Source organism: Cupriavidus malaysiensis (assembly GCF_001854325.1).
Classification (GTDB): domain Bacteria; phylum Pseudomonadota; class Gammaproteobacteria; order Burkholderiales; family Burkholderiaceae; genus Cupriavidus; species Cupriavidus malaysiensis.
Window position 1 is genome coordinate 339,885 of the sequence record NZ_CP017754.1, and the last position, 13,648, is coordinate 353,532.

The window sequence follows — 13,648 nt, forward strand, 5'->3', positions numbered from 1 at the left end:
GGGCCGGCTGCCCCGAATGGGATAGCAGTACGCGGAATCAACCAGAAGCACCGCCGGCACGGGTGCCATGGTCGCCAGAGCTAAGGCTTTGCGGTGAGTCGGGACGAACTGCCGGGAAATCCACCAATAAATGCCTCATGGGGCATTTTGTTCGTGGAAAATCGTGATGTACGGAGCACATATCGCCTGCGGCATGTGCCCGGCGCACGGCCCGGCGAGCGTCGCCCCGCTTCACCGCAGCGGCTTATCCTTTGGTACAATGGCACATTAACTCCTTGATTCCAAAGTAAATTTGGATCGATGTGAATCACGGAGCCAATGGCCCTGCGGTCGCCGACGACAAACGACGAAGGATAAACTCAATGCAATTGGTCAAAACCTCGCGAGACAACCTGCTGCGACCGCTGCAAATCGTGAGCGGCATCGTGGAGCGCCGCCACACCCTCCCGATCCTGGCCAACCTGCTGATCCGCAAGTCGGGGGCCAACGTTTCCTTCCTCTCGACCGATATCGAGATCCAGATCACCACCCATGCCGAGTGCGGCGTGGGCAGTGACAGCGTGGCCACCACCGTGGCCGCGCGCAAGCTGCTCGACATCCTGCGCGCCATGCCCGACGGCGACGTCGCCCTGTCGCTCAACGACAAGCGCATGACCGTGCAGTCCGGCAAGAGCCGCTTCGCGCTGCAGACGCTGGCCGCCGAGGAATTTCCCACCGTGGCCGAGGCGAGCGAGTTCAACGCCACCGTCACGCTGCCGCAGAAGACCTTCAAGCACCTGCTCGCCATGGTCCACTTCGCCATGGCCCAGCAGGACATCCGCTACTACCTGAACGGCATGCTGCTGGTGGTGGACGGCAAGAAGGTCATGGCCGTGGCCACCGACGGCCACCGCCTGGCCTACTGCGGCGTGGAGCTGGATCAGGAAGCGGCGGGCGCCGGCGCGCGCCAGGAAGTCATCATCCCGCGCAAGACCATCCTGGAACTGCAGCGCCTGCTCGAGGACACCGACGATCCCGTGCAGGTCCAGCTCGCCGCCAACCAGATCAAGTTCACCTTCGCCAACGTGGAGCTGATCTCCAAGCTGGTGGAGGGCAAGTTCCCCGATTTCCAGCGCGTGATCCCGAAGGGCTACAAGAACGCCTTCGCGATCGACCGCGTGCAGCTGCAGCAGGCGCTGCAGCGCACCGCCATCCTGACCACCGACAAGTTCAAGGGTGTGCGCTGCATCCTCAGCACCCACACGCTGAAGATCAGCTCCACCAACGCGGACCAGGAAGAAGCCCAGGAAGAACTCGAACTCGACTATTCGGGCGACGCCCTGGATATCGGCTTCAACGTGACCTACCTGCTCGACGTGCTCGGCAACCTCAAGAGCGAGCAGGTGCAGGTCTCCCTCGGCGACTCGAATTCGAGCGCGCTGATCACCGTGCCGGATGACGACAACTTCAAGTACGTCGTCATGCCGATGCGCATCTGATGCGACGGCAGCAGTCGAGCCTGGACGACACAAGGAACGACGAGATTCGCCACACCGGAGCATCCAACGGCACGCCACGGCAGCCGGCCCGCAGGGCCGGACATGCCGCCGCAGCAGGGGCCGGATCCGCGGGATCCGCCCCTTTTGCCGTTTTTAAGTAACCCGCACGCGGACCGACCGACGCCCGCCCCGGCCCACGACGCCGGCGCCGGCCCGGTTCCCGCCATTGCCGTGAGTAGGAAAACATGACCGAACAGCAGAAACCGCAACAGGAAAACAGCTACGGAGCCTCCTCGATCCAGATCCTGGAAGGCCTGGAGGCGGTGCGCAAGCGTCCCGGCATGTACATCGGCGACACCTCCGACGGCACCGGCCTGCACCACCTCGTGTTCGAGGTGCTGGACAACTCCATCGACGAGGCGCTGGCCGGCTACTGCACCGAGATCCAGGTCACCATCCACACCGACAACTCGATCTCGATCGTCGACAACGGCCGCGGCATCCCGCCCGACGTCAAGTTCGACGACAAGCACGAGCCCAAGCGCAGCGCGGCCGAGATCGCCATGACCGAGCTGCACGCCGGCGGCAAGTTCAACCAGAACAGCTACAAGGTCTCCGGCGGCCTGCACGGCGTGGGCGTGTCCTGCGTCAACGCGCTGTCCAAGTGGCTGCGCCTGACCGTGCGCCGCGACGGCAAGGTCCACCTGCTCGAGTTCGCCCAGGGCGCGGTGCAGAACCGCCTGGTCGAGAGCGCCACCGGCACCGACGGCCAGCCGGTCGAAGTCTCGCCGATGAAGGTGACCGGCGCCACCGACAAGCGTGGCACCGAGGTGCACTTCCTCGCCGACGAGGCCATCTTCACCAACGTCGAGTTCCACTACGAGGTGCTGTCCAAGCGCATCCGCGAGCTCTCCTTCCTCAACAACGGTGTGCACATCCGGCTGACCGACCAGCGCACCGGCAAGGAAGAGGACTTCGCCTTCTCGGGCGGGGTCAAGGGCTTCGTCGAGTACATCAACCGCGCCAAGACCACGCTGCACCCGACCATCTTCTACGCCAATGCCGAGAAGGACGGCATCGCGGTGGAAGTGGCCATGCAGTGGAACGACGGCTACAACGAGCAGGTGCTCTGCTTCACCAACAACATTCCGCAGCGCGATGGCGGCACCCACCTGACCGGCCTGCGCGCGGCGATGACGCGCGTCATCAACAAGTACATCGAAGAGAACGAGATCGCCAAGAAGGCCAAGGTCGAGACCACCGGCGACGACATGCGCGAAGGCCTGGCCTGCGTGCTGTCGGTCAAGGTGCCCGAGCCCAAGTTCAGCTCGCAGACCAAGGACAAGCTGGTCTCGTCCGAAGTGCGCCTGCCGGTGGAAGAGCTGGTCTCCAAGGCGCTGACCGACTTCCTGCTGGAAACGCCGGCCGACGCCAAGATCATCTGCAGCAAGATCGTCGACTCGGCGCGCGCGCGCGAAGCCGCGCGCAAGGCGCGCGAGATGACGCGCCGCAAGGGCGTGCTGGACGGCATCGGCCTGCCCGGCAAGCTGGCCGACTGCCAGGAGAAGGACCCGGCCATGTCCGAACTGTTCCTGGTCGAGGGTGACTCCGCAGGCGGCTCCGCCAAGCAGGGCCGCGACCGGAAGTTCCAGGCCATCCTGCCGCTCAAGGGCAAGATCCTCAACGTCGAGCGCGCCCGCTTCGACAAGATGCTGTCGAGCCAGGAAGTGCTGACGCTGATCACCGCGCTCGGCACCGGCATCGGCAAGGACGACTACAACCTCGACAAGCTGCGCTACCACCGCATCATCATCATGACCGATGCGGACGTCGACGGCTCGCACATCCGCACGCTGCTGCTGACCTTCTTCTACCGCCAGATGCCCGACATCATCGAGCGCGGCTACGTCTACATCGCGCAGCCGCCGCTGTACAAGGTCAAGCACGGCAAGGAAGAGCGCTACATCAAGGACGACACCGAGCTCAACGCCTACATGCTGCGCCTGGCGCTGGAGAAGGCCGCCCTGGCGCGCCCCGACGGCAGCGAGATCAGCGGCGAAGCGCTGGGTGAACTGGCCCGCCAGTACCAGCTCGCCGAAGGCGTGATCGGCCGCCTGTCGCGCATCGTCGACAGCGACGCGCTGCGCGCCATCGCCGACGGCATCACGCTCGACCTCGACAGCGCCGCCGCCGCCGAGGCCTCCGCCGTGGCGCTCAAGGCCAAGCTCGCCGAGATGCACGCCAAGACGCTCAGCGGCGCCGCCGTCAACAACGATGGCACCGCCGACGTCTACGCCCAGTTCGACGAGAAGACCGACAAGCACCGCCTGATGATCGCGCGCCGCCAGCACGGCAACGTGCGCCTGTCGCACCTGGACGCCGACTTCGTCCACGGCGCCGACTACGCCGCGCTGGCCAAGGCCGCCCAGACCTTCCAGGGCCTGATCCCCGACGGCACCAAGGTGCGCCGCGGCGAGGGCGACAAGCAGCGCGACCAGACCGTGGGCGACTTCCACGCCGCCATGACCTGGCTGCTGTCCGAAGCCGAACGCGGCGTCTCGCGCCAGCGCTACAAGGGCCTGGGCGAGATGAACCCCGAGCAGCTCTACGAAACCACGCTGGACGTGACTCAGCGCCGCCTGCTCAAGGTGCAGATCGAAGACGCCATCGCGGCCGACCAGATCTTCACCACGCTGATGGGCGACGAGGTGGAACCGCGCCGCAACTTCATCGAGAGCAATGCGCTGGTGGCGCGGAATATCGACGTTTGATGTTGCCTTGTTGTTAGGCGAGTAACCTGAGAGTCTCGGACCCATAAGTTGAGAAACTTATGGGTTTTTTTCTAGATAGTTGTTAAAGGTGAATTTACTGGAGTGGCTTGCTCGTTCTTAGAGGATGAGGCCTTTTTAGCTCTAGAGTGGTGCGAGGTACGTCACCTTTTGGCTGGCCGTATATTGACGTCTTTGGGGGATACACCTGCACGGCCTGCATCGCTCCTTCATAGTTCATCTCCTTAAGCGGACTGAACCATCCTCGACAACCACTATCATTTGAATTCGTCCATGGGTTAGCGCCCGAGAAATCCGTGCTCCGGCCTCGGCAGTTGTCCGGGCAACACCCAGCAGCCGGCAGACCGCCTTCGCCAATCCATCCTGCGACGTGCCACCTTGCTGCATCAGGATATACACGGCTGCGTTGCCCAATTCCTCAAGGCCAATCTCGTCGATGCTGCGACGCGTTTCCGGGTCGCTTCCCGGCACCCGGACACTGTCCCAGGTGCTCGGATTGGCATGCGCAGGCCAATAGAAGGTGACCCCATTGTCTGTCGTACGGATTACCTGGCTCGGCATCAATGCGCTCAGGTGTGCCTCGATGCGACTTCCAATTCGCGACAGCCCCCACGCGCGCGTCACGCGCTTAAAAACTGCAGCCTGCGACACAGGCCCTTCGCTTTCGACCACCTTGAGTAGTTGACCGGCAAGGGCCGCCATCGAGCCCCCCTCGTAGAAGAGGTCTGGATTGCCTTGGTCCAGACTGGTCAGCTCATACTCGGGTAGCTGCACTGCGAGGGCGCTCGGCTCTGCAACCGATTCGGCCCCGGCATACAAGGCATGCTGCCCTTCCTCGCTCCGAGCCTCTTCCTGCGCCTCAATAATTGGCTCTCTCTCGGTCGGCACGGTCGCGACCAATTCTTCGAGTCGAGCCAGAAGCTTTCGCATCGGCTCTTCCGGATTCAGCCACCAGTCGGTTGACCAGATTCGGTAGAGTTCCCAACCCAGCCCTTCGAGGACATGCTGGCGAAGTCGGTCACGGTCACGGGCCGTAGCCCCCGAGTGGTACGTCCGGCCATCGCACTCAATTCCCAGTAGATAACGCCCTGGCGCGCGAGGGTCAACCACGCCAATATCAATCCGGTATCCGGATACTCCAACCTGCGGATGGATCGTCCAGCCCTTCTCGCGAAGCGCCGCAATCACCTGTCGCTCGAACGGACTGTCGGGTTCTCTTCCCGTCGGCATGCTCTGTTCAACTAGAGCACGCGGGCCGCGTATGGCGAACTCGAGATAGTTCTTCAGGTCCCGTACGCCGCTAGCGCGCACTCGAGATAGGTCAATTTGCTCGGGGAGTAGCGTACTGAAAATAACCACGCCGACTCGGGCACGTGATACGGCCACGTTGAGGCGCCTATGTCCCCCCTCGAGGTTTAGAGGCCCGAAGTTGAGGCTAACCTTTCCGGAAGCGTCAGGACCGTAGGTAATTGAGAAGAAAATGATGTCGCGCTCATCACCTTGAACATTTTCCAGGTTCTTAATGAAGAGGGGTTCTTGCCTCGCTTGCGAAATAGCTTGGTCCAGCGGTTGTGAGGCCCTGCGGCGCTCATCAAGCATGCGTTCAATCAAGCTTTGCTGTGCCTGGTTGAAAGTCACCACGCCCAACGTCAAGTCGCGCCTCGTTGGGTCGAGATAGTGATGCTCAATCGCTTTGACGATGGCGTTCGCCTCAGCCCGATTGGTTCTGGAGCCGCCACGGTCATAGACACCTTGAACGCGCTCGAAGCGCACGCTCTGGTCGTCCGTGACCGGCGACGGGAATGTCACGAGTTCGTTATCGTAATAAGTGACGTTGCTGAAGGTAATCAACCCCTCGTGCTTGCTTCGGTAGTGCCAGTTCAACCGAAGCTCCGGCAGCCCGATACTCAGACACTCGTCGAGAATGCTCTCGAGGTCTTGAATATCGTCACTGTCCTGCGCGTCTTCGGAATCGTCAGCCCGACTGAAGAAGCTAGTCGGCGGCAGCTGCTTGGGATCTCCGACGCAAACGAGTTGCTTGCCGCGGGCGATTGCGCCAACTGCATCCCAAACCGGAATCTGGGACGCCTCGTCGAAGATAACCACGTCGAATTGGGCATGAGAGGCATCCAGGTATTGCGCGACCGACAGGGGGGACATCAGCAGACATGGTTTCAACCGGGTCATCAGGCTTGGCAGGTTCTGCACCAATTGCCGAATTGGCATGTGTTTGCGCTGCTTCTGCAGTTCACGCCGTAGCTTCCCCAATTCCGAATCCGCCCCGGGGACTACACCGACACTGGCGGGAATCTGGCCTGCCAGCTTTGCCGCAATATATTGCTGGGTTAGCTTCTGGAAACGCTCGTCGGCTTCCTTGAACTCGGCAATCTTGCGGTCATGCTCGGCGCTCGCGAAGTTGCAGAGCACCGGCTCCCGGTCAATCGCCTTCCGCAGCCACCAGCTCTGATAGCTGTATTCGAAGAATGTTGCCACGCTGGACAGTGGCACCTCTCCTGCTTCTAGCGCATCCACAATACCCTGCAACCCGCTATTGATTGCGTTGGCCCGAGATTTCCGCCACAGACACCATGGCTGCAATTGACGCGTTGCTGAATGCCACCCCTGAAGCAGGCCCAGAAGTCGAGGAATTACGCCTGCGGCGGTCGGTTCAAGCCCGAGGTCTGCGTGGCAATGCCCAAGCTCAACGACCCGACGCAGTTGAACAGTGGCCTCCCGGTAGCAATCGCGGTAAGCCAGCAAAGCCGCCCCAAGAGGCATGTCCGCTTTCAGCATGCTTCTATTGTCCGAGACGAGCGGCTGGAGCCTTGCTCGGAGCATCTGGGTGAACTCAATGTCATTGCCTGCAATGGCCGTCACCGCATCAGAAAATGCGGTCGCCCATTGCCCCGCGGCTTCGACGACATTCCAATCCGTCTTGGATGCAGCAAAGGCTTCGTGCAGCAGCTGCGATGCTTCCGAAGACATGGACTCAATGGCCTTGTCTTCGGCGTTGATAGTGGCCAATGCTGAAATGACGGCCGGAACATCGGCGCCTTGCGGACGGCGTTGGTCCTGACGATACAGGCGCAATCGTCCAGTAACTGTTCGCTGGGCGAGAAAGCTCTTCGGCCACCAAGTATTGGTCGCTGCAGCCCATTGCAGTTTCAGTTCGGTAGCGTTCAATGTGGCTACGTCATCCACGTAGAGCTTGCTCAGCGGCGCCCATGCCTCGTTACGCGCCAAGCCATGCTGACGCAGGCTGGCAAGCTTGCTGCGAACAGACTCGTCATGCGCTGACCGGGCAACATCAACGGGAACTGTCGGTGCGGCGGAAAGCGCGTCGGCCAGCGCGTCGAACTTACCCAGCCCATTCAAGGAGAAGGCAACCTTGGGAAGGCCAAGCAAATCCAACAGGTTTGATGCAGCCTCATCTAGTTTCTTGATTTGAGCCTCAATCGTGAAGACCGCGTCAAGGAACTCTTGCTGCCAGGTCGGCGTCCACTCGGTCTTGTGGATGGCGGCCAGTGGGCTACTCTGCAGACCAATCAGTTGCCCGGCCAGTGCGCTCATCTGGCGACAGGTTTCGCGCAATGATTCAAGCTGAGCCCGGTCGTGTGCGTCGGCGTCCGTCCATGGCATCGCGCCCGGCCGCATTTCCGCATATTGCAGACTGGTCCCGATGGCTTCGTAAATGGTCAGGTCGTTCGAATGGATACGGTGCAGTGCACTCGCCACGCCATTAAGGTCGGTGCGTAGAGCGAGCAGCCGTTCGGACTCTCGCTCCCAGTCCTTCACCGTGCGCCCACCTGCGGCATCGAGCGCGATACCGAGTTGCTTCAGGACGTCAGCCTTCTTCGCCTTGGAAGAGTGCAGTTCCAGGCAGAACGGGCCAAGGCCCAAGCTGCTGAGCCGGCGGTGCACCACCTCGAGCGCAGCCATCTTCTCGGAGACGAACAGTACGGTTTTCCCGGTCGCCAGCAGATGTGCAATCAGGTTCGAGATAGTCTGGCTCTTGCCTGTCCCAGGAGGGCCTTCAACAACAAGATTCTTGCCGTCGGCGGCCACGCAGACCGCGCGCAATTGCGAAGAGTCCGATAGGAGTGGCGTGAATAGGTCTTGCGGTCGAAATCTCTCGTCCAGTGTGCTGGGCTCGAACCCCGTCGCGCTATCCGCAAATGCTTGGCCGGGGTTGTTAATCAGATGGGCAACAACACTGCTTTCCTGGAGTTGCTTCTGGCGGTCCTGGAGGTCCTTCCACATCAAGTATTTCGTGAATGAGAAAATACCAAGGTGGACTTGCTCCTTGACCTCCCATCCCTTCAGTTCGCCCACATGTAGTCGGAAGGTTTGCAGTATGCGATTGACATCGATGCCGCGGTCATCGGTCGGCACAATGTCAAACGACGGCAATCTCAGGCTGAAGTCCTGCAACAACTTCTGGAGCAGCGTCGGGTTCACGAGGGCATCGTCGTCATGACGGACTAGCCGGAAGCCGCTCCTGACGGACTGACGGGACAGCGTGACCGGAATGAGCAGTATCGGGGCAAGGTGACTGGACTCGGCATCCTTATTCTCCTGCCACTGCAACATCCCGAATGCGAGAAACAGCGTATTGGCGCCACCTTCCTCCATCCCCGTGCTGGCGGCCCTGAAAATCTCGAGAAGCTTGCCTTCCAAGGCCCCTTCGCTGATATCAGTGACGATTTCGTTCCGGCTGAGAGCGTCGGCTGCCAGGTCATCGACGGCTGAGGTGCCATTGCGTCCGGCGTACACGTTGGCATCCCGGCCATCCGCACCTGTCATCATTTCTGGCAATGCGCGAACGCGAAACTCGCTTCCCTCAGCAAGCCTGTCTTCCAGCGCGCCAGGGTCAGGGCAAATGACGCTCAACGTGGTTTTGGACGGTCTGAAATTCAGAAGCTTGTTTCGCAGCGTCAGGTCGAGGAGCTTGCTCTTCCATTTCGCCAAGCGTCCTTCCGGTGTGTCAGGTGTCAAGTCGTCACGCAGCGGCACCACAACAGGGTCCAATGGTGGCAACTGGGGAACGTCCTCGATGACAGGGACATCAACTTTGGCGATCGGGATGGCAAGTTCGTCGATGTGTGACGAGCGGGACGGTAGTGGGCGAATCTGTATTTCACGTGCGCGCCGAATATCCACCGCATACGCAAAGTGCTCCTCGTCGTTCAGATGCTCGTCGCCACGGGAGCTGGCCCAGCGCAGGGACGGCTTCTGGCTGCCCGCTACGCCGGTGGTCTCGAAAACCATGAATTCACCCGACTTCACCCGTTTGCGAATCGCCTGAACGTCATCCACCAGTGCAGTAGGAAAACAGGTCTCTATCAACCATACGCCCACCCAGGCATGGCCTTCCTTGAACAGCACAACAGGATGCAGGCCGGCTTGCTCCAGGCACGACGCAAACAGCATGGCAAGGTCAAGGCAGGTCGCCAGCTTGCCGTCCAAGATGCGCTCGGGTGTCCGGATTTTCTGGCCATCGCTACCGAACGAGGCCGGCGGGTTGGAGTATTGAATGTCCTCGGCAGCCACAGTGCTGTAGATGGCCGATACCTGTTTCCAGACCTTCTCGCGATTCTTGGACTGATAGCCGTCTATCGAGAGGTCGGCGGACGTCAGACGTAACAATCCGGATGCCCGGGCGATGAGCCTGTCCACGACCCGCGAGTTCGGCATGCAGAACGCGGCCAGCAACTCGGGTAAGGACCGCGTACCGGCCCACTGATCGTAGGCGAGTACATCAATATTGCGGGTTGCCGTTGCGAGTTCAGTGCCCTGGGCGCTCAGCGATGCGGAAATGATGGCGCGTTCAGACTCATCGAGCTGGCTCAAATACTGGTGGTCAGGACGCAGGTCGACAGGTGCCAAGCGGCGACTCTCGCCCGGTGCCAGTGCTTCGAATCGGAAGCGGGCATGCTCAGCAAAGGCTGGCACACATTTGACGACCAGTTCAACCTCCGAGAGGGTTGCCTTCCCGTCATTGATCACCACAATTTCGCGGATTACCGGGACATTGTTCTGAATTGCTGCATAACCTATCGTAGCGTCCGCAATCACTTGGACACTAGGTAGTGTCGCTTCGGCAATCGTCAAAATCTCCGCTTCATCTGCCTGTCCTTGCGCCATGGCCCCGTCCCCCTTCCTATTCGTGACTGGCTCGACTGGGCGCCCCGTGGCGTCACATTGGCTGAGCCGCGATACTGGTTGTCCTGCTGCCGATAAGGCTGTCGCAAGGAGCTGTCCCGCTGTGTGTAGTGCCGATTCATTATATCTGTGCACTTCCGGGGGGCAGTCAGACTACGATTTCTTGTTGTGGCGGCCGAACGCGTCAATTCTTGTGTCTCACCACCGAACGTCCTACGGCCGCAAGAGCAGTCAAAGCGTATTCGTAGTCGCGCAGCCTATGCATTCTGTTACCGAGCCCTTCCGAGCGGTACGTGGCTGCCGGGAAGAAGGCAATTGCGATTGGTATCTGTAGATACTCCAGATGCTTGAATATCGCCAATTGTGCAAGCCGCAAACGACTGGCTCTAAAGGAATAGAGACGAGCGATGAGTCCTCGGTGAGGGGAAAGGTGCAATGAAGTCTGGTGCTTGCGCCACCTGCTTGAAAGCTCTGCCAGAGCTGACCACGGTAGCTAGGTGTCAGCGCAATGCTGACGAGCTGTTCGAGCGAACCTGTCCTCCCAATTGTGGCCCGGCCACCCGGTCTAGCCCTATTGTTCCAACCGTCTGCTTGCGCTCGACGATCGCACGGAACACAGGCAGAGTCACAAGACAGTCATGTCCGGATGCGGTTTCCAACACGATTGAGCCATTCACACTGGCAAAAAAACGCCCCGCACAAGCGGGGCGTTCTTCCTGGCACCGGCAGCCCTCACTGCGACAACCGCGTCACCTTCAGCGCCGGATCGGCCGCGATGGCCGCTTCGGAGAACGGCAGCCGGTTCCAGTGCTTGCCCGAGTACGCGCGCATCTGGTCGAACGCGTGCGGCGAGGCGTGGTCGGTCGATTCGCCGTAGGTGAGGATGGCGTCGGCGACCGGGCCCTGGTCGTCGAAGGTCACGGTCTGGATGTAGCTGGTGCCGAAATACACCGGCAGCCCCTTCGGCCCGATCGGCAGGGTTTGCAGCTTGTTGAGCACGCCTTCGTATTCCTCGCCGCCGTGCAGGGCGATGGAGCCGTCCGGTGCGTGCGCGGCCTGTACCGTGCCCAGCGGCGCATCCAGCGCGAAGCCCGCCTTGCGCACCGCGCCCACGGCTTCCTTCAGCGCCTTGAACACCGCCGTGCGTACCGTCGCGTCGTTCATGCGCAGGCCGCGCGGCGTGTGGACCGGGTCGGCCGGGTCGAACTCGACGGCGTGCACCTGCGCGATGTCCTTGGCGCGCATCCAGAACTCGCGGAACAGGTGCGCGGCGCGGGCGTCGGCGTTGCTGGTGCGGTTCCACTGGCCGAGGGCGGCGCAGCCGTCGCGCACGTCGGCATCCGGGGCCGGCGTGGCCTTGCATGCCGCGAGCAGGTCGCCCAGCACCAGTTGTCCCGCCAGGTTGGCATTGCTGAAGATCATCGCCTGCAGGTTCGGCAGGTCGATGCGGTTGCCGGGCAGTCCGTCGGTGCCGGCCAGGCGGCGGCCGATCTCGATCAGGCCGATGCGCGTGCGCAGCCGCTGCGGTACGTCGACCGAGCCCATCACCGGCGAGAAGCCGGTCAGTTTCTGCGCGGGGTTGGTCAGCCACGAGCTGTCATTGCTGTTGGCGACGTAGTCGTCGCGCTCGAGCACCGGCATGCGCGCGGGCGCCACCAGCCCGGGTACCGGCGAAGCCGGATCGACCTGCCAGTTGCAGGTGCCGCGCGAGCCGTCGAGCAGCACCAGGCCCGCGTCCTTGAAGAGTTTGCCGGCCAGCGGCGACGGGGCACAGCGCTGGAGCTCCGCGGCCGGCACGTCCGGCGTGGTCGACACGTCGGCGAACAGCGCGCGGCCGTTGCGGTCGGTGGCGATGGTGTTGACCCAGGGAATGCCCAGGTTGCCGATGGCCTGGCGGATGCCGGCCACGTCCCGGGCCTGCCCGATATGCAGCCAGCTGTCGACCGAGCGCGTGTTGTTGCGGTTGGCGTCGCGCAGGGCGTAGGCCTTCTGCGTGGTCCACGGCATGCCGCCGCTCGGCATCGACAGCACCGGGCCGTAGATGGTGTCGTAGAAGGTGTGCGTGCGGCGCTCGAGGCGGCCGTCCGGCAGCTTCACGTCGAAGGCGACCGTGCGGGTGGTCATCTTGTGCGGCGTGCCGTCGACCAGGTAGGTGGTCGGGTCGCCTTCGGCCAGCTTCAGTTCGAACAAGGTGAAGCGGCGGCCGGTGGAGACGGTGTGCGTCCACGCCACGTCCTTGTTGAAGCCGATGCTCACCACCGGGAAGGCCGCGATCGAGGCGCCCATCACGTCGAGCTTGCCGGGCACCGTCAGGTGGACCTGGTAGAAGCGGTTGGTGGTCGTCCACGGGAAGTGCGGATTGCCGAGCAGCACGCCGCGCCGGTTGGCGGTGGCGTCAGCGCCGAAGGCCCAGCCGTTGGAGCCGATCGGCATGTCGCGCAGCTGCAGTTCGCGGTCCAGCGCCACGGTGTCGACGGCCTGCGGCGGAATCTCGCGCTCGGCCACCGGCGTGCGGCCCGGCGGCTGCGCGGCGACGATGCCCGCCAGCATGGCGCCGGCGCTGGCCTGGATCGCCTTCTCTTCGCCCATGCGCATCATGTCGCCCAGCGTGAGCGGACGCACCCAGGCGGCATTGCGGCAGGCAGCCGGGAAGTTGGCGGGCGGCGTGTCCTTGAGATAGCGGTTGAAGCCGGCGATGTAGCCGCGCAGCAGCTCGCGCGCCTCGGGCGACATCTGCGCATAACCGGCGCGCAGGCCGTCCTCGTCGAAGATGCCCTTGAAGAAGGCGTCCGACTGCAGGTTGGGGATCGGCTTGAACGAGACCGTCACGGTGCCCTCTGGCCCGAAGGTCTTCGAGCGCTCGCCGTTGACGGTGACCACCTGGTCGGCCAGCAGGCACAGGTTGTCCTGCGCGTAGGCATAGGCCATGCCATAGCCGAGGCTGGCGTAGTCGTTGGCGCGGATGTGCGGAATGCCGAAGCCGGTGCGGCGGATCTCGGCGGACAGGCCGGTGTCGCTGAGCGACCCCCAGCGGCCATCGGTGGAACTGGCGCAGCCGGCCAGCGCCGCGAGCGCGGCCATGGCGAGCGTGCCGCGCAGCGCGAATCCCTGCATCATGCGTTGTCTCCTGTTGTCGGTCGTGTCTTGTGTCGCTCTAGTCTTGCGGCGGCGCGCAGGCGCAGCCACCGCCGTATCGTCGACTGGGGCCCGCCCGGAGGA

The 13,648-nt window shown here is 62.4% G+C and carries 4 protein-coding genes; 2 read left to right on the top strand and 2 right to left on the bottom strand.

Going from position 1 to position 13,648, the window contains the following annotated elements:
- Window positions 1-362 precede the first annotated feature (362 nt).
- Window positions 363-1,478 carry a DNA polymerase III subunit beta gene (gene dnaN, locus BKK80_RS01435; protein WP_071010542.1) on the top strand — a complete coding sequence of 372 codons (1,116 nt, stop codon included), beginning with the start codon at window positions 363-365 and terminating at the stop codon, window positions 1,476-1,478.
- Between the two features lie 245 nt (window positions 1,479-1,723).
- Entirely contained in the window at window positions 1,724-4,249 is a 2,526-nt protein-coding gene (gene gyrB / locus BKK80_RS01440; RefSeq protein ID WP_071010543.1) for a DNA topoisomerase (ATP-hydrolyzing) subunit B, read from the top strand.
- A 234-nt stretch (window positions 4,250-4,483) separates the two neighbouring features.
- Here gyrB and BKK80_RS01445 read toward each other — a convergent pair whose 3' ends face one another.
- Together BKK80_RS01445 and BKK80_RS01450 are read right to left on the bottom strand one after the other, a co-directional pair.
- Window positions 4,484-10,411 (bottom strand): DUF3320 domain-containing protein, encoded by a 5,928-nt coding sequence (locus BKK80_RS01445; RefSeq protein WP_071068481.1) that lies wholly within the window; start codon window positions 10,409-10,411, stop codon window positions 4,484-4,486.
- Between the two features lie 750 nt (window positions 10,412-11,161).
- Window positions 11,162-13,546 (bottom strand): acylase, encoded by a 2,385-nt coding sequence (locus BKK80_RS01450; RefSeq protein WP_071010556.1) that lies wholly within the window; start codon window positions 13,544-13,546, stop codon window positions 11,162-11,164.
- Between the last annotated feature and the right edge of the window lie 102 nt (window positions 13,547-13,648).

What these genes read in the sequence shown, in the direction of transcription:
- BKK80_RS01445 (WP_071068481.1), bottom strand. Translation starts at nt 10,411, where the DNA reads ATGGCGCAAGGACAGGCAGATGAAGCGGAGATTTTGACGATTGCCGAA.
- BKK80_RS01450 (WP_071010556.1), bottom strand. Translation starts at nt 13,546, where the DNA reads ATGATGCAGGGATTCGCGCTGCGCGGCACGCTCGCCATGGCCGCGCTC.
- dnaN (WP_071010542.1), top strand. Translation starts at nt 363, where the DNA reads ATGCAATTGGTCAAAACCTCGCGAGACAACCTGCTGCGACCGCTGCAA.
- gyrB (WP_071010543.1), top strand. Translation starts at nt 1,724, where the DNA reads ATGACCGAACAGCAGAAACCGCAACAGGAAAACAGCTACGGAGCCTCC.